This is a genomic window from Wolbachia endosymbiont (group A) of Rhinocyllus conicus (genome assembly GCF_947250775.1).
In the GTDB taxonomy this organism is placed as follows: Bacteria; Pseudomonadota; Alphaproteobacteria; order Rickettsiales; family Anaplasmataceae; genus Wolbachia.
On record NZ_OX366349.1, the window covers coordinates 163,837 to 183,705 of the forward strand.

At 33.6% G+C, this 19,869-nt stretch carries 18 protein-coding genes and 5 pseudogenes; 17 read left to right on the top strand and 6 right to left on the bottom strand.

Features of this window, described 5'->3' with window-relative positions:
• Positions 1 to 383: 383 nt before the first annotated feature.
• Positions 384 to 1,712, bottom strand: a complete 1,329-nt coding sequence (gene ispF, locus OOK92_RS00770) for a 2-C-methyl-D-erythritol 2,4-cyclodiphosphate synthase (protein WP_264735946.1) — start codon at positions 1,710 to 1,712, stop codon at positions 384 to 386.
• Between the two features lie 84 nt (positions 1,713 to 1,796).
• Between ispF and OOK92_RS00775 the strand changes: the two genes are divergently transcribed.
• The 7 genes from OOK92_RS00775 (at position 1,797) to OOK92_RS00805 (ending at position 8,378) form a co-directional block, all read left to right on the top strand.
• Entirely contained in the window at positions 1,797 to 2,705 is a 909-nt protein-coding gene (locus OOK92_RS00775) for a PGAP1-like alpha/beta domain-containing protein (protein WP_264735947.1), read from the top strand.
• A 49-nt stretch (positions 2,706 to 2,754) separates the two neighbouring features.
• Positions 2,755 to 3,828, top strand: a complete 1,074-nt coding sequence (locus tag OOK92_RS00780) for an AI-2E family transporter (protein WP_264735948.1) — start codon at positions 2,755 to 2,757, stop codon at positions 3,826 to 3,828.
• Between the two features lie 129 nt (positions 3,829 to 3,957).
• The gene (locus tag OOK92_RS00785) at positions 3,958 to 4,593 is read left to right on the top strand and encodes a DnaA ATPase domain-containing protein (protein WP_253309351.1); all 636 of its coding nucleotides are present in this window, start codon (positions 3,958 to 3,960) and stop codon (positions 4,591 to 4,593) included.
• Between the two features lie 365 nt (positions 4,594 to 4,958).
• On the top strand, positions 4,959 to 5,945 hold the full coding sequence (locus tag OOK92_RS00790) for a tyrosine recombinase (protein WP_253309350.1): 987 nt from the start codon (positions 4,959 to 4,961) through the stop codon (positions 5,943 to 5,945).
• A gap of 193 nt (positions 5,946 to 6,138) precedes the next feature.
• Positions 6,139 to 6,726 (top strand): lysophospholipid acyltransferase family protein, encoded by a 588-nt coding sequence (locus tag OOK92_RS00795; protein WP_220468068.1) that lies wholly within the window; start codon positions 6,139 to 6,141, stop codon positions 6,724 to 6,726.
• A 51-nt stretch (positions 6,727 to 6,777) separates the two neighbouring features.
• Positions 6,778 to 7,047 carry a 30S ribosomal protein S20 gene (gene rpsT, locus OOK92_RS00800; RefSeq protein ID WP_006279236.1) on the top strand — a complete coding sequence of 90 codons (270 nt, stop codon included), beginning with the start codon at positions 6,778 to 6,780 and terminating at the stop codon, positions 7,045 to 7,047.
• A gap of 80 nt (positions 7,048 to 7,127) precedes the next feature.
• Positions 7,128 to 8,378, top strand: coding sequence for a citrate synthase (locus OOK92_RS00805; RefSeq protein ID WP_253309349.1), 1,251 nt, complete (start codon positions 7,128 to 7,130; stop codon positions 8,376 to 8,378).
• A 16-nt stretch (positions 8,379 to 8,394) separates the two neighbouring features.
• Here OOK92_RS00805 and OOK92_RS00810 read toward each other — a convergent pair whose 3' ends face one another.
• On the bottom strand, positions 8,395 to 8,580 hold the full coding sequence (locus tag OOK92_RS00810; protein WP_264735949.1) for a hypothetical protein: 186 nt from the start codon (positions 8,578 to 8,580) through the stop codon (positions 8,395 to 8,397).
• Positions 8,567 to 8,845, bottom strand: coding sequence for a hypothetical protein (locus tag OOK92_RS00815; RefSeq protein WP_264735950.1), 279 nt, complete (start codon positions 8,843 to 8,845; stop codon positions 8,567 to 8,569). Before OOK92_RS00815 ends, OOK92_RS00810 begins: the two co-directional genes overlap by 14 nt.
• 208 nt (positions 8,846 to 9,053) lie before the next feature.
• On the opposite strand from OOK92_RS00815, the gene OOK92_RS00820 reads away from it, so the two are divergent.
• The 4 genes and pseudogenes from OOK92_RS00820 (at position 9,054) to OOK92_RS00835 (ending at position 12,880) form a co-directional block, all read left to right on the top strand.
• Positions 9,054 to 10,820: a recombinase family protein gene (locus OOK92_RS00820; protein ID WP_264735921.1), complete on the top strand. Its 1,767-nt coding sequence runs from the start codon at positions 9,054 to 9,056 to the stop codon at positions 10,818 to 10,820.
• Positions 10,726 to 11,703, top strand: a complete 978-nt coding sequence (locus OOK92_RS00825; RefSeq protein WP_264735523.1) for a group II intron maturase-specific domain-containing protein — start codon at positions 10,726 to 10,728, stop codon at positions 11,701 to 11,703. The genes OOK92_RS00820 and OOK92_RS00825 overlap by 95 nt, the downstream gene beginning before the upstream one ends.
• 95 nt (positions 11,704 to 11,798) lie before the next feature.
• Positions 11,799 to 12,158, top strand: a pseudogene (locus OOK92_RS00830) (Rpn family recombination-promoting nuclease/putative transposase); the annotation flags it as partial.
• 20 nt (positions 12,159 to 12,178) lie between these two features.
• Positions 12,179 to 12,880, top strand: coding sequence for a pyrimidine dimer DNA glycosylase/endonuclease V (locus tag OOK92_RS00835; protein ID WP_264735951.1), 702 nt, complete (start codon positions 12,179 to 12,181; stop codon positions 12,878 to 12,880).
• An 81-nt stretch (positions 12,881 to 12,961) separates the two neighbouring features.
• Here OOK92_RS00835 and OOK92_RS00840 read toward each other — a convergent pair whose 3' ends face one another.
• Complete coding sequence (locus OOK92_RS00840; protein WP_264688116.1) at positions 12,962 to 13,699, bottom strand: latrotoxin-related protein; 738 nt, start codon at positions 13,697 to 13,699, stop codon at positions 12,962 to 12,964.
• A gap of 328 nt (positions 13,700 to 14,027) precedes the next feature.
• On the opposite strand from OOK92_RS00840, the gene OOK92_RS00845 reads away from it, so the two are divergent.
• Positions 14,028 to 15,030 (top strand): IS630 family transposase gene (locus OOK92_RS00845; protein ID WP_264735405.1). Its coding sequence is split into 2 segments (ribosomal slippage): positions 14,028 to 14,537 and positions 14,539 to 15,030, totalling 1,002 coding nucleotides; the frame shifts between segments, so codons are not numbered across the junction.
• Positions 15,031 to 15,379: 349 nt separating this feature from the next.
• Here the strand turns inward: OOK92_RS00845 and OOK92_RS00850 are convergent.
• Positions 15,380 to 15,514, bottom strand: a pseudogene (locus tag OOK92_RS00850) (XRE family transcriptional regulator); the annotation flags it as partial.
• 113 nt (positions 15,515 to 15,627) lie between these two features.
• Between OOK92_RS00850 and OOK92_RS00855 the strand changes: the two are divergent.
• A pseudogene (locus OOK92_RS00855) lies at positions 15,628 to 15,909 on the top strand (Rpn family recombination-promoting nuclease/putative transposase); the annotation flags it as partial.
• 271 nt (positions 15,910 to 16,180) lie between these two features.
• On the opposite strand, the gene OOK92_RS00860 reads toward OOK92_RS00855, so the two are convergent.
• A complete protein-coding gene (locus OOK92_RS00860) occupies positions 16,181 to 17,203 on the bottom strand; it encodes an IS110 family RNA-guided transposase (protein ID WP_264735342.1) in 1,023 nt (340 codons plus the stop codon).
• 121 nt (positions 17,204 to 17,324) lie between these two features.
• Between OOK92_RS00860 and OOK92_RS00865 the strand changes: the two are divergent.
• The 4 genes and pseudogenes from OOK92_RS00865 to OOK92_RS00880 all read left to right on the top strand — a co-directional run.
• Positions 17,325 to 17,921: pseudogene (locus OOK92_RS00865) on the top strand (Rpn family recombination-promoting nuclease/putative transposase); the annotation flags it as partial.
• Between the two features lie 133 nt (positions 17,922 to 18,054).
• Positions 18,055 to 18,147: pseudogene (locus OOK92_RS00870) on the top strand (phage tail assembly protein); the annotation flags it as partial.
• A gap of 221 nt (positions 18,148 to 18,368) precedes the next feature.
• Positions 18,369 to 19,391, top strand: coding sequence for an IS110 family RNA-guided transposase (locus OOK92_RS00875; RefSeq protein WP_264735356.1), 1,023 nt, complete (start codon positions 18,369 to 18,371; stop codon positions 19,389 to 19,391).
• Positions 19,392 to 19,463: 72 nt separating this feature from the next.
• Complete coding sequence (locus OOK92_RS00880) at positions 19,464 to 19,721, top strand: phage tail assembly protein (protein ID WP_264735355.1); 258 nt, start codon at positions 19,464 to 19,466, stop codon at positions 19,719 to 19,721.
• The last annotated feature ends 148 nt before the right edge of the window (positions 19,722 to 19,869 follow it).

The window sequence follows — 19,869 nt, forward strand, 5'->3', positions numbered from 1 at the left end:
TTTTCAGTATTGGCGTTTTTTAAGTCTTAAACACTGCAATTTAGCTGCTTTTAAATGCAACTCACCTTAGTTTAAATGTTTAAGAAATTTACTAAGCAGAAAAAAAGGCAAAAGAAATCCCGTGTTAGCTAGTTGTCACTCTCTAATCCTGCAAATTGGCGTACTATACTGTCTTAAACGACTTATAAGCGCGTTTCAGCTTATATAGGTAAAAACCCAGAAATGTTGTGAAGACATAAGGTGCACATAGTGCAAAAAATTAAAAATAAGACGCCAACTACGTTGTTTTCTTGCTGTTTAATCTGCACAGATGAAGATAACTGAATACCTTCAGTTTCATGATAAGGGGGCTGGCGAAGGGTGTCAAGTAAGTTTTTTCGTTTCTATTTCCAATAAAAGTTTGTATGCAATAACACAGAAGCATATGCTGCTATTCCTTCATTTCTTCCAAGAGAACCTAATTTTTCTGCAGTGGTTGCTTTGACATTTACGAATTCATCATCAATCTCTAATGCTTTTGATATGAATTTCTTCATTTCTACTTTGTAAGGCGATATTTTAGGCTCCTCACAAACTATAGTAATATCTAAATTAGACACGCTGTACCCTTTTTCCTTTGCTTTTTTAGCAGCAAAGTCAAGAAAGTGAGATGAATTGCAATCTTTCCATTCAGAGGAACTAGGAGGAAAGTGCTCTCCTATGTCGCCACATCCCAGTGCTCCGAGTATTGCATCAACGATTGCATGTATTGCAACATCACCATCAGAGTGCGCTTCTATTGCCATGTTGTGTTCAATTTTCACACCGCAAATTTTTATAAAGCTCTCAGCACCATTTTGAACTTTAATGAACTTATGTATATCATAACCAGTTCCGACACGAAATTTTGGCTCTTCAAAGAGAAGCTTTGCCATATTGATATCCTCTTTTGTGGTTAACTTAAAATTGCTTTTCTCACCTTTAATAATCGCAACATGTTTTTTGTGCTCTACCATTAGTGATGAATCGTCAGTAAATTCTTTGTCTGATTGATGGCACGATAATAATTCTTTGAAATTAAAAATTTGAGGAGTTTGTATGGCTCTGAGTTTTCCTCTTGAAATCGTAGATTCAACGAAATTATTACCCACCAATGACATAGTGTCTTCGACTTCTATTGCTGGTACTACTCCTGTATATTGATCATTAATCATGGACTGAGCCAAGTTATCTATCAGAACATCTGACACAAAAGGCCTACAAGCATCGTGTATAACTACAAAATCTGGGTTAATTTTTTGTAAGCTTTCAAGCCCTAGTTTAACTGAATTTTGCCTGTTTTCTCCTCCATATATTGGACTTAGTAATTTAGTATCTACACCTCCTGTCATCCAAGTAGCTTGACTACTTGGATCCATACTTTCTTTTTTTCTAGATTCCAGCGTCACGCGCTGGAAGGAGTGTACTGCTGATTTTTCACTTAAATAATGGTTGGATAAGAGATCCATTGCTTCCCTATAAAAACTTTCATGGTCTCTATTAATTGCTATTCTTATGTAATCTATATATTGGTTAGCCAGAAATCTTTTAATTGCATGAAATAAAACAGATTTACCTGCAAGTTTTGTATACTGCTTAGGAATTGTGTTACTGCATCTACTGCCTACTCCTGCTGCAACTATTAATGCTGCTATTTTGTATTTCTTAAGTCTGTTAGTGTGCATATTTATCATTTTCAGCGTAAGTGTATAGTAACAAGTTATTTACAGTTTTAAAAAAAGAGTGTATTATCTTATAAGATATAATACGATGCTAGAATGCACATTACTAAGTGTAATAAAGAAAATGAGATACACCTTATATTCTTTCATGGAATAGGGGATAATCATAAAAATGCTCAACAATGCTTACAGCATTTATGTGGCAGAAATAGGCTAAAAGCTATTGCTCATACACATAAATATCCGGCTATATTCCAAAACTACATAACTTATGCTGCAGTTAGCTTTTTGTTCCTCGTGGCATCTGTATCAGCGCCCATTGCAATATTACTACTTATAAGCCCCATAACAGCTGGAGTAGTTGGTTTAGCAAGCTTAGCTGCTCTAACTTGCATTTTTTTATCCGTAATGCTTATTATTATTCCCTTTATAAATAGAGATCAAAGTTTGCTTAAGCCCTCGATAGAAGAAATCAATGAATTAATGGACAAGGGTGTGAGGCCTGAAAACATTATACTTTTTGGCCATTCCTTTGGAGGAGCAGTTGCATCGGCAGTTTTGAAGCACTTTGCAGACAAAAACGTTAAACTTGGAAGTGTTATTTTTACTAGCACTTTCAGCTCTTTTCATACAGCAATAGGGCATTTTCCGATCCCTCAAGCAAAAATTTTAAGTATGTTGCCCTCATCCATTTTTAAAAAATTGCTAAAGGCTTTAGATCTAGATTTTGATTTAGTGAACGATATACGAAAGTTGCGAGATGAGGGAAAATTGAATATGCCAATAATAGTTATTAATAGCAAAAGAGATTACTTAATACCACAACCTGCACAATTGGCGCACGCAATAGAAAATGATGTATTGCTACGTGGAAAATTGATCAAGATTGTTAATTCGAAAAGGTATGAAGATGATCCACATAACGGAGTTTTATCTAGTCAAGAATTGGGTGAAAATTTGATTGACCTAATACTTAATAAAATTGATAAAACAATGAATAGATAGTATTTACAATAAACTGTATATTTTTCAGTAAATTGACTATGCTAAACGCATGCAAAAACGTCATATAACTATTTGTTTTATACTCCTTTTTATAATAGGGATGTTATTCCTGATGCGTCCTATGATTTTTCCATGTTTAATGTCTATTGTTATTGCATATTTGTTTAATCCGCTAGTAGTCAAGTTTGAAAAGTATAGAATACCGCGTTCATGTTCTGTAATTTTTATAATACTTGTTTTATTAATAGCTTTTATACTAGTTATAACATTTGTTTTACCTATTATATATGTTCAAATTACTTCAATATTAAATTTCTTAGTGAGTAAAGTGCCTTCATTAAAACTTAAAGTAATCCCCTCTGTATTAGAATTTCTTAATATAAAAATCGAGGATAGCTTATTTGATCACTTATCTAAAAATCTAGCAGAAAATTACAGCGACTATGTATCTTATTTCATAAATGCTCTTGATATTGCTAGTAACTTTATAATCCAAGTGTTAAGTTCAAGCTTTAGCTTGATTCACACGGTATCATTAATGGTGATTACTCCTGTAGTGTTTTTCTATATATTACGTGATTGGCCTTTAATTATAGAAAAAGCTAATAAATTAATTCCTGTTTCTTATAGAGAAAAAGTTGCAAATTATTTTTCCAAAGTGGATTTCATCATATCTAATTATCTAAAGGGGCAGGTAAATGTATGTATTGTCATGATGGTCTTTTACTCTGTGAGCCTGAGCATAATCGGATTGAAACACTCTATTGTTATTGGAATTTTATCAGGAATATTAACGTTCATACCTTACGTAGGACCATTATTATATACCATTATTGGGTTTTTGAGCGCTATTACTCAATTTAGTGAATGGTTTGAAAGTGCTGCCGTTTTGCTATTATTTGGTGTTGGACAATTAATAGATTCAAACATATTAGTTCCTTTATTAATAGGAAAAAAAGTTCATATACATCCAACTGTAATTATTCTGGGAATTACTATATGCGCTTCATATTTTGGATTTACAGGTATATTACTTTTTATTCCAATAATAGCAATGTTCAATGTATCAGTAGAATATGCAATCAATAAATATTTTAAAAGTGAGCTTTATAAAAACGGCTAACAGACCTTTTGCATAATCAATTTATGGTAAGAGGAGAAATGAGCCCAGAATACCTGAGATATTTGAGGAGCGTAAGTAAATTTCTGCGCAAAAATTACTACCAGAAAGAGGTTACGTAAGAGGTTTAATGTGCAATTAAATTTATTTAACAACAATCAAGCTGATTATAGTCGGCAAAATTACATCATCTTAGATGAAAATAAGCACATATATAATTCAGTAATTGAGGATTTATCTTGGAAATCTCTCATTCTTTTTGGACCTAAAAGCTCTGGTAAAACTCATCTTGCTCATATTTGGCAGTCAATAAACGATGCAATTTTTATCAATGTGAATAACTTTGTAAGCGAGATTAGGTATAGCGATGCTTTTATTTTAGAAGACGTACAAAACATTAAAGATGAAGAAATGTTATTACATTGTTACAATTACATGAAAGAAAATGATAAGAAGCTGCTAATCACTTCTTCAATTTCACCAAAAAAACTTAACTTCAAACTAAGAGATTTAAGTTCTCGAATATTATCAACTATCAGCGTAAAAATTTTGCCTGCAAGCGAAGAATTATTAAGAATCATGCTAATAAAACGATTTTCAGATAAACAGTTAAAAATTGATTTAAAAGTGATTAATTATATTTTAGCAAGAATAGAACGTTCTTTCTATAGCATTGATAAAATTATAGAGAAGATAGATAATGAATCTATAGGGTCAAATGTGACCGTTCCTTTTATTAGCACTTTATTTAAAAAAGATGCCATTTGATTTCTTCTTTTGTAAAGGTATATATTAAAAATTTATTAACACCCATAACACTAACGTAATTGAAATCTCTATCTGTCCATGTTAGAATTATAATAAATGTTATGTTATAATAAATATAGATAGATACAGCTAAGAAGTATTCTATATTTATAGTAGAGCTCACTTTATAAGGTGTTTTTTATAGATTTGACGTTATAATTTAACTATGATAAGAGTAAGATTAAATTTAAAAAAAAGGTTAAAGCAAAGGTTTGTGATGTTCACTCTATTGATAAATGCCTTATTTGTCTCATATTTTCTCATAAGACACATAGGAAACACTTCCAATCAAATTATAGCCAAAGAAATAAATATAGGAGCTGATAATGAAAAATAAACAGTCGCAAAATAAAAAAGAAAATCTTTACATAACATATTACATAGATGCTTTGGCTTCAGAGAGGTCCGCTACACAAAATACTCTGGAAAGTTATCGTTCGGATTTACACCAGTTTGAAGAATTTTTATTAGAAAGCGGCACTACCTTGGTTGGCGTAAACAAAACCAATATTAAAGATTATGTGAAATATCTATGTACACAAAAAAAATATAAAAGTAGCTCTATATCAAGAAAAATATCCGCTATGAAAAATTTCTATAAGTGTCTATTTAATGACGGAATAATAGATTTTAATCCAGCACCGGCTAATGATGCTGAATTAAAGAATCCAAAAGTTTCTCGTCCTTTGCCTAAGTATTTAAGTGTCGAAGAAATATTTTTGCTAATGGACGCAGTGAGAAAATCAGCAAGCGAATCGAATAAAGAGATAAGCAGTAAAAGGCTATGTGCGATTTTAGATATCCTTTACTCTTCTGGAATGCGTGTTTCTGAACTAATTGATATGAAGTTATGTGAAGTGTCACATTTAATAAACAGTAATAACAAAGAATGCTATATAATAATAAAAGGAAAAAGTGGTAGAGAGAGGCAAATTCTTTTTAATGAACAAGCATTGCAGAGCCTTAGAAATTATTTATCAGTTCGTGACAATCTGATCCCTAACGAAAAGGAATCCGATTGGCTATTCCCAGGTGATAAACCTAATAAACCAATTACAAGGCAGAGGGTCGGTCAATTAATGAAGGAGTTAGCAAGAAAATGCAATATTGATGAAAATAAGATCTCTCCACACGTGATTAGGCATTCTTTTGCTACCCATCTACTGGATAGCGGAGCAAATATTGTGTTGATACAGAAAGTTCTTGGCCATACTAACCTTTCTACAACACAAATATATACTCATATTGCTAACGAAAAGTTAAAGGACAAATTAGCTGATTCGCATCCTATTACTCAGATGATCAATAATTAAACTTATTGCTTTTAATTTGTAGTAAAGTTAAATTCAAATAAGTTTATGTGAGTTTGTGATTTCAAGTTTATTGTTTAATTTCTTCCTTATATTATGGGAAGTATTCTATACTTTAATTGCTCTCCCTGTAATTTTCTTTCCTGAGTATGTAATAACCATTTTCCTCGTCTGTTCGGTGAGAGTTGTATTATTCATGCTGCGTTTATTATGTGGCATTAAATATGAAGTGAGGGGAATGGAAAACATTCCTAAGCAACCTTTTATCATTGCATCTAAACACCAATCTCCATTTGAAACATTTATTTTTATACTACTATTTAGAAAAGCGGTTTTTATTTTAAAACGTGAATTGAAATGGATTCCATTCATTGGTTTACATCTTATAGCGCTGAAAATGATTTTTATTAACCGTTCAGATGGTATCAGTTCTATACGCCATATAATTAAACTAGCAAAAATGCGTATAAAAGAAAATAGAAGCATAATAATATTTCCTGAAGGTACAAGAACGACTATAAACCAAAATATAAAATATCAACCAGGTATTGCTGCTTTATATAGCGTATTATCTGTTCCTGTGTTACCGGTTGCTTTAAACACTGGTTTGTTTTGGCCAAAAAGCATACTTTCTCTGAGAAAGAATCCCGGAAAGGCAGTAATAGAAATATTGCCCCCAATATATCCTGGGTTAAACAAAAATGAATTCTTGCAAAGTTTAGAAAAAATTATTGAAGAGAGAAGCAGTAGATTAACCATAGAAAAAACTGATATTGCAAATTAACAAAAAAACTTTATAATTAAAAAAAAAGTACAGTATTTTAGGTATTAATATATGGCAAATCATAAGAGTGCTAAAAAAATGATAAAGGTAATAGCAAAGCGCACTTTAATAAATAAGATGCGGAAAAGTAAAACTCGCACCGCTATTAGAAAATTGGTTGATATAATCAAGTCTGGCGACAAAGAAAATGTTGTTCTGGCATTTCGGAATGCTGAATCTAATTTACACAAGTGTGTGAATAAAGGTGTTATTCATAGGAATACTGCTGCGCGTAAAATAAGTCGCTTAAATGCAAAAGTAAAAGCATTGATGACCGCTTAATACGGTTAATGTAAAGTTAACTGTATTAATATATACTCTTCAGTTTGTATATTCTGTATAAAATTTAAGTAGCTTAAGTGATGGATAAAAAAGTGCTATTAGAACTAAGTAATGGATTAAAAATTGAGCTACCCATATTAAGTGGAACAATAGGTCCTGACGTGTTAAATATCAAGGATTTATATAAGACGACAGGATTATTCACTTATGATCCGGGGTTTGTTTCCACAGCTTCATGTTCTTCTTCGATTACATTTATTGATGGAGATGAAGGAGTTCTTAAATATAGGGGACATGATATAGCTGATTTGGCAGAGAATAATAGTTTTACTGCTGTGATTTATTTATTACTCTATGGTGAACTACCCAGTTCAGAGCAACACAAAAAATTTCTTCTCAAAATACAAGAATCATCCAAAGTATCAGAGCAAGTTACAAATGTAATCAAAGCATTTCCAAAAACTGCTCACCCTATGTCGATTTTAGTTGCATGTTTTGCAAATTTGTCAGCATCTTACCATGAAACACATGGCAACAATGTCAATGGTGAAGATTTAGATTTTGGAATTTCTGCAATAGCACAAGTTCCTGCAATTGTTGCAATGATTTATAGGCATATCAACAATCAGGAATTCATAAATGCTAACAATGAATTAAGTTACAGTGAAAATTTCTTAAAGATGATATTTGGCGATGCTGTTGATAATGATAAAAGCGCCCTTTTTGCAAAAGCTCTGGATAAAATATTTACTCTCCATGCTGATCATGAACAGAATGCTTCTACGGCGGCTGTCAGATTGGTGGGATCGGCTGGCTCTAATCTGTTTGCAAGCCTCTCTGCAGGAGTTGCTACACTTTGGGGACCAGCACATGGTGGAGCTAATGAAGCAGTTATAAATATGCTAAAAGAGATAGAGCAAAGTGAAGATATAGATAAATTCATCGAAAAAGCTAAAGATGATAAAGATCCATTTAAATTGATGGGATTTGGACATCGTGTTTATAAAAATTATGATCCGCGCGCGCGGATATTGAAAGACGCTTGTCATGAGGTTCTAAGTAAACTAGAACAAAATAATGAATTGCTCAAAATTGCAAAAAAACTTGAAGAAATAGCTTTAAAGGATGAATATTTTATCGTGCGTAAGTTATATCCAAATGTTGATTTTTACTCAGGTATAATAATGAATGCTATCGATATTCCCTCAAATATGTTCACGCCTATTTTTGCACTTGCAAGAACCACTGGTTGGGTTACTCAGTGGTATGAAATGATAAATGATAAAGAAACTAAGATCTGTAGACCAAGGCAACTCTATTTTGGTAAATAAATTTATTTTCACTTCATTAGACTTCTTGTATAACCCAAGCTAAGTAGAAAAAAGGTATAGCTAACACGTCATACCGTGATTTATTCACGGTATCTCTAGATCCCGCTAACAAGTAGCGGGATGACGAGATGCCACCGCGAACCGTCATACTGCCGCAGACCGTCATACCGCGAATGAATCGCGGTATCTCATCCGCTAACACGTAGCAGGATGACGAGGTTATCGTCATACCGCCGCGAACCGTCATACCGCCGCGGTATCTCACCCGCTAACACGTAGCGGGATGACGAGTTACTATACCACCGCGAACCGTCATACCGCGATTCATTCGCGGTATCTTTTAGCATAGATCCCGCTAATAAGTAGCGGGATGACGAGTTACTACCCCGCCAACAATGTTGCAAAAAACGTAAAATTAGAGAAAAGCATTTCTCGAAAACTTCTATGTCCAAAAACAAGAGTGCCATTTATTTATAGTGCCAACAATCAATTAACCATCAGTTTCAATGAATGATATGAACATATTATTTCAAGGAAAGTTCATGGGAAATAAGAGATTAGCTATACGGATTAGCTGTAGCTATGAAACTAACCGGTTGGCAGAAAAGTATTTGTTAGATGCTTATGAAAAAGCCGTGTCAAAGCAAGTAAGCCAAAAAAATTTAAAACATAAAAATGGGATTCAAGGAGGATCAAATGGTAACAGTGAGTTTATATGCAAGAGTTTCTTCGGGGAAACAAGCACAAGAAAATACAATAGCAAGTCAAGTTGCAGCTTTAGAGAAGCAAATTAGTACGGATGGATACAAATTATTAAGTGAGTATAAATTTATTGATAATGGCTACAGTGGATCTAATCTAGTCCGTCCTGATCTAGAAAAGTTACGTGATAAAGTAACAGAAGGTAAAATTGATAGAATTTACATTCATTCACCTGATCGCTTATCTAGAAAATATGCATATCAAATGGTATTACTTGAAGAATTTGAGAAAGCAGGAGCAGAAACGGTTTTCTTAAATTATGAGATTAACGATAATCCAGAATCTCAATTGCTGTTACAAATGCAAGGTATGATAGCAGAATATGAACGAGCGAAAATTATGGAACGAAGTCGTCGCGGAAAGATTTATGCAGCTAATAAAGGTTGTGTAAGCGTAATGGGAGGAGCTCCTTATGGTTATCGTTATATAGATAAATATATGGGAGGAGGACAAGCTTTATTTGAAATAAACGAAGAAGAAGCTAATGTTGTTAGGAAAGTATTTTTGTGGATAGGAAGAGAAAGGACAAGTATTGGGGAAGTGTGTCGTCGGCTAAACACTATGTCTATTATAACACGAACAGGAAAAAAGTACTGGGATAGAAGTGTGATTTGGGGTATGTTAAAAAATCCTGCTTACAAAGGACAAGCGGCTTTTGGTAAAACAAAAGTAGGTATAAAGTTACAACATATCAGACCACAGAAACATTCTTGTGAACAACCGAAAGATAATTACTCTACCTATTCTGTTGAAAAAGCAAATTGGATTTATGTTAAAGTGCCAAATATAGTGGACGAAGATGTATTTGATATAGTTCAAGAACAATTAGCTGAGAATAGAAAAATAGCAAGGACAAGAGAAAGAGGAGCAAAATATTTACTACAAGGTTTAATCGTATGTAAGCGTTGTCGTTATGCATATTACGGAAGTCCTGTAAGAAATAAGCGAGGAGAAAAAATTGATCATTATGCTTATTATCGTTGTATTGGTAGAGATTCTTACCGTTTTGGTGGTAATAAAATTTGTGATAATAAACACATTCGTACAGATGCATTAGAAACAGCCGTTTGGGAAGAGGTTAAGCATTTATTGAAAAATCCAAATAGGGTTTTAGAAGAATACAGGCGTAGACTTTCAGAGCTTAAAAAATCATCATGGGATCAAAAAAGCGATTTACTAGAGAAACAAGAAAATAAATTAAAACGTGGTATTGCTAGACTTATTGATAGTTATGCTCAAGAATATATTAATCAAGAAGAATTTGAACCACGAATTAAAGCAATGAAACAAAGTTTAAAAACAATTGAAGAGGAGAAGAAAAGGATATTCGATCAAAAGAAATTAAAACAGGAATTAACTTTGGTTGTAACCAATTTAGAAGACTTTTCTTCCAATATTACATCAAACCTTGATAACGCAGACTGGCTAACTAAACGTGATATTATTAGAACGTTAGTCAAGAGAATTGAAATTAACCTTGAGGACGTAAATGTGGTATTTCGTGTAAAAGAGCTACCAAACTCTCCTGGAAATAATCGAGAAGAAAAGAAAAATTTGCAACATTGTTGGCGGGGTAATCTCACCGTTGCTAGCTTGTGTTGCATTACACGGATTAGAGCAACATGTCAAAAAAGCATTAACAAACGAACTCTTTCAATGCATGAAAAGAAAATATGGTAGGATATCGCATAGAAACGCGCAAAAGTCTATTAGTGTAATTTTCTACTGTGATGATTTTGTCATCATACATGAAAACGAAGAGATTATTCTTAAAGCAAAAATTTTAGTTGAAGAATGGTTAGAAACCATTGGACTAAAATTAAAGCCCTCTAAAACAAGAGTTTCTCATACATTAAGAACCATTGACGAAACAAAACCAGGATTTGATTTTCTTGGATTTTCAATAAGACAATATCCAATAAAAGAAAGTAAGAAAGGTTACAAGTTATTAATCAAACCAAGTCGTAATTCTATAAAACAGCATACACTAGCTATTAAACATAAACTCAGAGAAATGCGTGGAGCACCACAAGAACGGGTGATAAAGGATCTCAATCCAATAAACAGAGGATGGAGTCAATATTACTCCTCGGTAGTTTCATGTAAAATCTTTAGCTCATTGGATAATATTATGCATAGAAAACTCTGGAAGTGGGCAGTTTTTAGGCACCCAAACAAAGGGAGATGCTGGATAAAAAGAAAGTACTTTAAGAAGTATAATAACGAAAACTGGCGCTTTATGACAAGTAACAAGGTACGTCTTACTATACACAGCGATCATGTTATTAAACGACATATCAAAGTGCAAAAAACCAGATCCCCATATGATGGTGATTGGGTATATTGGGGTAAACGTCTGAGAAAAATACCAGATAAGCCACTAGGAGTAATAAAATTATTGAGGTTGCAACAAAGTAAATGCGATAATTGTAGACTATGGTTTAAAAGTGATGATACAATAGAAATACATCACAAAGACCGGAATAGACGAAACAATATGATCACAAACTTATCTTTGTTACATGGACATTGTCACGATGAATTACACAGGAGGTGTGCATGAAAAGCACCAAATTAGAGAGAAGCCGTATGAGGCGCAAAGTCTCACGTACGGTTTTGCAGTCGAGTGAGGAAGGGCGACCTTCTTCACTTAGACAACAATATGCAGATGAGACTAGTGAAGAAGAGCTGGAAAAAATAATAGGTAGTGATGTAATAATTAAAAAGGCCTATGAAGAGCTAAATAGATTCAACTGGTCTGAAAAAGAATTTATTGCCTATGAACAAGAGATCAAGCGTATTCTTGATGAACAGGCTGTCCTCGCTCAAAAACTCGATGATGCTAAACAAGAAGGTAGACAAGAAGGCATCCAAATCGGTCATGAAAAAGGCAGAAAAGAGGGTGAAAAGCAAGCTAAAATAGCAGTTGCAAAGAATCTACTTAAAGCAGGGGTTTCTATTGATATTATAGCTCAAACTACTGGTCTTACAGTTAACGAAGTCAAAGACTTAAGCTAATTCTATCTTTGGGTGTATAGATGAACATCTTTATACTAGATGAAAACCCAGCAATTGCGGCTCAAATGTTATGTGATAAGCATATAGTAAAAATGCCATTAGAAACTGCTCAATTATTGAGTAATGTTTTTTCAACAGCATTGAAAGTGCCAAATCCTTTTGTCAGTATCATAAATCAGAATATAGAAGTCCCATATAAACTGACTCACAACAATCATCCTTGTTCTTTGTGGGCTAGGCAATCGAAAGGGAATTTTTGTTGGTTGATAGAGTACGGAAGAGAATTATGTAAAGAGTACACTTGGCGATACAAAAGAAAGCATAAATCAGAGGAAGTAATAAATTGGTGTGATAGTAATAAGGATTTACTCATTTTTCGATCAACTGATATGCAAGCTTTTATACAAGCACTGCCGGATCAGTATAAATGCAGCAGTTCTGTGGAAGCTTATAGGAGATATTATCTCAAGGAAAAGATGAGATTTGCTAAGTGGGAAAATGGCAGAGGAGCACCAGGTTGGATAATCTGCTACGTAATACCACAGCTAATACAGCTCATAAATAGAGAAGCCATCCAAATCGGACATGAAAAAGGCATCCTAATCGGCGAAGAAAAAGCTAAAATAGCAGTGGCAAAAAATTCACTTAAGGCCGTTGTCTCTATAGATGTTATAGCTGAAATCACCGGACTTTCCCTTGACGAAATCAAACAGACTTTCTGATCAATCAACATTAGTTAGAGAAACAGTAGGAGCAAGTAGCCACAAAAAATGCAAACACCTGCTCCTTCCGTCACTCAGGCTCTATCTGATCAATTCAGTAGAATTAGTTGTAATTGATACGTTATTTAAATTGGTTCTAGGACCAGATAGAGCTACAGCTTTATTAGTACTTACTGATGAAGGATCAACATTTGCTTTGTCCAGTAAAGGCATCATTTCTTTCTGCAACATTTGCTCGATTTTACCTTTAAAAGACATTGAGAATTTCTCCTTTTGCTCTAATGCTGGACAAGCTTTTTCTGCATATGAGTACAGCATACCTGAGATTTCATGATAGTTTCCCGCTATGACTTTCTTAAGTACACTTAATTGTACTTCTTGAAAATTAATTTTTAATTGTTGTACCGATATACCACAACGAAAAGCTGCTTGTTTTAGTTCTGCTTCAAACTTATCTACGATATTTAATGAATAGCCTTGTGCCTCTTGTAAAGAAATCTGTTTATCTGCTGAAGAAGTATACATTTGTCTTTTACCTCTCTTGGCCAGCAACATATCAGCTAATAGTATTCTTCCATTTATATCAGATTGTGCTGAAATGCTTCTAATGTCTGGCACCACTTTAGTTTTATCGTCAATTCCTTTTACAAATTCTTTATTTACTAAAGGCGCTGATAATAGAGTCTGCTTGTTGGAAACGCTTTGAAAAGATAATCGACTCATTATGTTTACAAACCAACCTCGGATCTGGAACAAAAGTGGTTTTAAATAAGGTTGATTGATAGAACGACGGCTACGGTTCCCATTCTCTACTTCCATCGAAGAGTTTGCTACTTGAATTGTTTTGTAGTTTCTTTCCTCTACCAAATGATACATACGAACTTTTTAATATAATAATTTCACTGTACGCTAAAACCAGCTATATTAGCCTATTTTTACAAAATTTATATATGAACTAATTTACCTAGATTTGTTGTAAAATTTTCCATTTTTATTTTTACAGCCCTATTTTTACACAACGCATTCTCACAAATATACGTAGTTTTTTATGATTTTAGGAGGTAATACCAATTCCCACTATACAAAGAACAGATAGAAGATAATGGAAAAAAAGCTATACTAAAGTAAGTGAAATAGCGAGGTTTAAATGGCATTAAGGTCAAAACTATTAGACGAAAAAGTTGTAAATTTGGCGAAAGAAATGTTAAAAAAGGTCAGAAATAATGCATATGTTTCAAAAAAGTTACAAGCGGTAATAGCAGGAAAAGAAAGTAGTATAAGCGCTGTAGCAAGAATATGTAAAATTTCAAGGACTGCTTTGACTGAATGGATAAAGCATCTAAAATTTGGTAGAGTAGAAAAACTATTTGCCCCGTCTCAGCGGCGAAGAAAAAGCAAATTAAACAAAAATCAACGTAAGCAAATTGAAATATGGGTAGAAAAAAATCCAAATATTACTATTAAGGAAGTGCGAATAAAAATCTCAGAGGAATTTGACCTAAACATCGGTAAATCAACAGTGCACCGTGAGATACAAAGGATGAAATTTTCTTACATAACACCAAGGCCAATGCACCATAAACAAGATAAAAACAAGCAAGAAGAGTTTAAAAAATACTTCAATAAAATAGTCAATTCCCACCCTGAAAAGGAGGTATTTTTTTGATGAATCACGATTTGGAACTCATTCAAAAATCGGACACGGATGGTTCAAAAAAGGGATCAGAACGCAGGTTAAAATAAAAATCGGTAGACAAAATTTCTATATCTACAGTGCGGTAAATCCAAGAAGTGGTAAGGAAATTAGCCTACTTGCTCCATATGTAAACACTGATTGTATGAATATATTTCTGGAGCAGATGTCGAAAGATTTAGGCACGAAAGAAGCCTTTCTTGTAATGGATTGTGCAAGTTGGCATAGATCAAAAAGTTTGAAATTTCAGGAAAACATTACCATTATATACTTGCCTCCTTATTCACCTGAACTGAATCCTGTTGAGAGGTTGTGGCAATATATCAAACACAATACTTTACGCAACAGAGTCTACGATACCATAGGCTTACTTGAAGATGTTGTGTGTAATTTTATTGTCAGTATTTCCAGCACTACTATTAAACGAGTTTGTAATGTTTCTTATTTGTTCGATTAGTAATGGAATTTGGTATAACACGGGGTTTCTTTTGCCTTTTTTTCTGCTTAGTAAATTTCTTAAACATTTGAACTAAGGTGAGCTGCACTTAAAAGCAGCTAAATTGCAGTGTTTAAGACTTAAAAAAACGCCAATACAGAAAATAGACAATGACCAGGGCCTCTTTTGCCTTTTTTTTCGTTTGGTAAATTTCTTAATGTTTGTAGTTAAAAGAGCCCAAGAGAGGTGTCATCCCGCTGCTTGTTAGCGGGATCTATGTTAAGAGATACCGCGAATGAATCGCGGTATGACGGTTAAGTATCCCGCTACGTGTTAGCGGCTAAGAGATACCGCGGCGGTATGACGATACCCCTAGTTCATATCTTCGCAGCGTATGATAGTTTATGCCTGTTTTGCCTACTAAATCTTTCAGAGTATATTTTCTTTTTAACCTCCAGCTTCTTACTTTTTGTGCTATTTGATACCTTATCGAGATATTTGCCATAAATATTATACAAGTTAATACTACCAAATAAAGATATACAAAATGTTTGCATTTTAGTTGAATATTTCTTCACAATTGTGTATAATTATTAATGCTTTTTATCTTACTTTCTCATGGCTCTTTCTAAGTTTCTCGATCCAAAATTAGATTTAACATTTAAGAAAATCTTCGGTACTGAAAAAAATAAGAATATCCTTATCCATTTTTTGAATGATATCTTAGGCTTTACTGGAGTCAATGCTATTCAGGATGTTGAGTTCCTAAGCACCATTATGAATCCTGAGATTGCTTCTGATAAACAAAGCATCGTTGATGTCCTCTGTAAGGATTCTCTCGGAAATAGGTATATTGCGGAAATGCAGCTCGCTCGTGATAAAGGCTTCGAAAAACGTTCTCTAATTGCACATAAGTCAACAATAATTTTTATATAAACCAAAATAACATATTTCCTACATAATCTTTAATAATTTTACATACAAGAGCAGTGTGCTTCCATGGTTCTCTCCGCGGTCTGATATGACAACAAACTTGTCAAGCCGCACTATACTTGTTAGGTGGAAGTGGACGGCAACATGTGCCCAACGAAGTCTAGGCTTCAAGGTTTTTTCTTGCTTATCCCTTCCATCGGCATTACTACCTCGAGTAAAATTATTGTTTATGCTCCTCTTAATTGTAATAACAAAATTCTGTTTTATTGACCAACATCCTGTGCATAATTACAGCCAATTTTCTTGCTACTGCTACAATTGCTTTCTTCATCCCTTTTTTCCTTGCAAGTTTTAACCCCCAGCTTTTCAACTTAAAATTTTTCTTACTAACTGTAAGTAAGACTTGTGCAGCTTCATATAACATACTTCGACATTCCATGGGCCCCATTTTTGATATACTACCATGCCGATCAATTTCTCCAGAAGCATATTGTCTTGGTGTTAACCCCATATACGCTCCAACTGTACTAGATCTTTCAAATCTATTTGGGTTATCCACTGTTGCTTTATATGTCATTGCTACTATAGTACCAACACCTGGAGCAGTAGTTAATAATTTACAATCCTCATCTTTTTTGCCTTGTTCTAAGAGCATCTTGTCAAGTTTTTCCAATGACTTCTCTATTGCCTCTAAACTACAAACTAACGCTCCAATTGAAGCCTTACTTATTTCATCCAAATCTTTAATTGCTTTTTCTATTCTTAAAGACAAGCTTTCAAATTTTGACCCTTGACCGAGCTTTATCCCGTATATTTTTAATAACCCTCTTATTGTCCCAACAATCTGCTGGTAGCTGCATGTTAACTGTCTTCTACTTCCAAGTGCTATTTTAATTTGACAAGATTCATCCGATTTTACTAGTACTTCTTTATATAGCCCAGCCCTCATCATTTGAGCTATACCTCTTGCATCATTCTTATCGTTTTTATTGATTCTTGCAGACAAAGCTGCTGCCATATGTCTTGCATCTACACAAACTACTGGCAAGCCAAAACTCCTTAATTTTTTGCACATTGATATTGAAAGTTGTCCACTTTCTACTCCTATAGTTTCGTAATTTTTGCCTTGTTCAAGCAAGTACTCTGCTATTGCCTTGCTTTCGCTTGCAACAACTCCTTCTTTAACAATCTTTCCTTTCTCATCAACGATACTAATGAAAGTTTCTTTGAGTGAGACATCTAATCCGCTATAATATTTCATGAGACTACTCCTACTGTAAAAGTTTAAATTGTTTTTGAAGAACTTATTCTACTGAATTCGTTACTTCGTGTTAAAATAATGGAGTATGTCTCTCCATCATTCAACAGCAATTACAGTATGTGCCCAATATTACGCTGCTAAAGCCTATTCAAGACAAGCAGATAAAGGTGATCAATACCATGACCTTAAGGAAATTATCTTTATTGCTATAGCAGATTGTATACTGTTTCCTGATAAGTACGAGTACAAATCGAAGCATACTATTCGCGATGAAGATACTAATGAACATGATCTAAAAGATTTTTATTTTGTATTTATTGAATTGCCTAAATTTTCCAAAACTAAAGAAGATCAGCTTTCAAATATAGTTGAGAAGTGGGTGTATTTTTTTAAGTACGCTGACGAAACAGGTGAAGAAGAGTTGGAAAGGATAATAGGAAGTGATGTAATAATCAAAAAAGCGTATGAAGAGCTAAATAGGTTCAACTGGTCAGAAAAAGAATTTATAGCCTACGAACAAGAGGTCAAGCGTATTCGTGATGAACAGGCTGTCCTTGCTCAAAAACTCGATGATGCCAAAAAAGAAGGAAAGATTGAAGGAAAGATTGAAGTTGCAAAAGCGATGTTGACTAATAATGTTGATATTAGCACTATTGTCAAGTGTACAGGTCTTTCTGTCGATGAAGTTCAAGAATTAATTCAAGTTGAGGAAAAATAAACCCTACTATCATCTTTATATTGAGAAATTTAGTATGAAGGATCGTTAATCAAACACAAAAACTATAGTAAAAAAAATTAGTTATATAAAAGCCGATATAGACTTTTATTTAATTAACTTTTTCAGGAGAAGTATGCAAGCTATAACACTTAATAACCCAATAACAGTTGATGGAATTTCTGTCTCAGAACTTACCGTTAGACGTCCAAAAGTTAGAGATTATCTTGTATCTTGAAAAAAGCATCTGGTGTTTTAAGCTTAAGCATTAGGTGGAGAAGGGAATAACTTTGAAGATTATCTTAGATATAAAATCTGTTAGCAAGACAAGAGTTCCCTTCTCAAAAGTACAGGCTGGACGGTATCATAGAAAGACCTAAATGGTTCTAATTCTGTATTCACAAGGTAAGCCTTACTTTTCATTTTTAATAGTAGTATATGGAGTTACATATGATCAACAACTTTTTAGGTATAGATGTTTCAAAAGAACACTTTGATGTTTCTCTCTCATTTATAAGTAAAAAAGGAAAACGTGAAACTAGAAAACGGAAGTTTAAAAACGATGATACAGGGTTTCAAGGTTTGCTGAACTTTCTACAAAAACATAATGTAGAAGAAGTAAAAGCTTGCATGGAATTCACGGGTTGTTATAGCGAGGCTTTAGCTGAATTTCTATACAATGCTGGACATTTTGTTAGTGTTGTAAACCCAGCTTGCATAAGATTTTATGCAAAAAGTAAGCTTACACGACAAAAAAATGATCAGATTGATGCAGAGATTATTGCAGATTATTGTCAAAAACAGGAACCTTCCCGTTGGATGCCACCATCTCCTAAAAAGAAAAAATTAAAACATCTTTATCGTTGCTCAGATGCGTTAAAAAATGAGTTAACATTAGTAAATAATCATTTAGAAAAAAAAGAGAGACTATCTGAAGAAGTTGTAAATGCTTGGGAAAGCCTTGCAATGCACATAGAACAATCAATAGAAACAATAAAAAACTCCATACGTGAACTATTAAAACAACACAAAGATTTGTTGGAGGACTTTCAACTCCTATTAACTATTCCAGGAATAGGAGAAGAATCAGCAATAGCTATTTTAGCTGAAATTCCTGATATAAAAGCCTTTATAAATGCCAGGCAATTGGCAGCATACGCTGGAACTATACCACGAAATATAACATCAGGCTCATCTGTACATGCCAAGCCCAGATTAAGTAAAACCGGTTTACAAACATTACGTAAGGCAATGTATTTTCCTGCTATAGTAGCTAAGAATCACAATCCTATTGTTATGACTTTTTGCGAAAAATTAAAAGAAAAAGGCAAGCATGCTATGTCTATAGTTGGTGCTGCAATGCGTAAGTTACTTCATATAGTCTTTGGTGTTTTAAGTTCAAGAAAGGCTTTTGACCCAGATCATATCAAGAACTACAGAGCTAGAAGGTTGAATAAAGGTTTAGTACTTTAAAATTAAAAAATGCTTCCAATCTATATTAATTACAAAAGACTTTAGAATTTTATTTTTTAGGAGTGTAAACTTATGCAAACAATAATACTCAATAATCCAATAACAGTTGATGGGGTTTCTGTTGCAGAGCTAACTATTAGGCGTCCAAAAGTTAGGGATTATTTGGCAATTGAACGCTTAAATGGTAGTGACTTGAGTAAGGAAATCACCCTAACTGCAAATTTAACATCGGTTACGAAGGAAACTGTAGAAGAGTTGGATATTGCAGACTATGCTAAAGTACAAGAAGTGCTAAAGGATTTTTTTTCACCGATTATACAAAAAACTTGAGATCGAAAGTACTTGCACTCAGCTCTGTCACGGGTGGTGGAATTGAGCAAATACTCAATATGGAGATGGATGAGTTTATTCTATGGTGTAAAGCAACAAAGGAAGTTAAATGTTAATCTTGAATTTTCTTGCTGATTAACAAAATGGT

What these genes read in the sequence shown, in the direction of transcription:
- ispF (WP_264735946.1), bottom strand. Translation starts at nt 1,712, where the DNA reads ATGATAAATATGCACACTAACAGACTTAAGAAATACAAAATAGCAGCA.
- OOK92_RS00775 (WP_264735947.1), top strand. Translation starts at nt 1,797, where the DNA reads ATGCACATTACTAAGTGTAATAAAGAAAATGAGATACACCTTATATTC.
- OOK92_RS00780 (WP_264735948.1), top strand. Translation starts at nt 2,755, where the DNA reads ATGCAAAAACGTCATATAACTATTTGTTTTATACTCCTTTTTATAATA.
- OOK92_RS00790 (WP_253309350.1), top strand. Translation starts at nt 4,959, where the DNA reads ATGAAAAATAAACAGTCGCAAAATAAAAAAGAAAATCTTTACATAACA.
- OOK92_RS00795 (WP_220468068.1), top strand. Translation starts at nt 6,139, where the DNA reads ATGCTGCGTTTATTATGTGGCATTAAATATGAAGTGAGGGGAATGGAA.
- rpsT (WP_006279236.1), top strand. Translation starts at nt 6,778, where the DNA reads ATGGCAAATCATAAGAGTGCTAAAAAAATGATAAAGGTAATAGCAAAG.
- OOK92_RS00805 (WP_253309349.1), top strand. Translation starts at nt 7,128, where the DNA reads ATGGATAAAAAAGTGCTATTAGAACTAAGTAATGGATTAAAAATTGAG.
- OOK92_RS00815 (WP_264735950.1), bottom strand. Translation starts at nt 8,845, where the DNA reads ATGGCACTCTTGTTTTTGGACATAGAAGTTTTCGAGAAATGCTTTTCT.
- OOK92_RS00820 (WP_264735921.1), top strand. Translation starts at nt 9,054, where the DNA reads ATGGGATTCAAGGAGGATCAAATGGTAACAGTGAGTTTATATGCAAGA.
- OOK92_RS00835 (WP_264735951.1), top strand. Translation starts at nt 12,179, where the DNA reads ATGAACATCTTTATACTAGATGAAAACCCAGCAATTGCGGCTCAAATG.
- OOK92_RS00840 (WP_264688116.1), bottom strand. Translation starts at nt 13,699, where the DNA reads ATGGAAGTAGAGAATGGGAACCGTAGCCGTCGTTCTATCAATCAACCT.
- OOK92_RS00860 (WP_264735342.1), bottom strand. Translation starts at nt 17,203, where the DNA reads ATGAAATATTATAGCGGATTAGATGTCTCACTCAAAGAAACTTTCATT.
- OOK92_RS00875 (WP_264735356.1), top strand. Translation starts at nt 18,369, where the DNA reads ATGATCAACAACTTTTTAGGTATAGATGTTTCAAAAGAACACTTTGAT.
- OOK92_RS00880 (WP_264735355.1), top strand. Translation starts at nt 19,464, where the DNA reads ATGCAAACAATAATACTCAATAATCCAATAACAGTTGATGGGGTTTCT.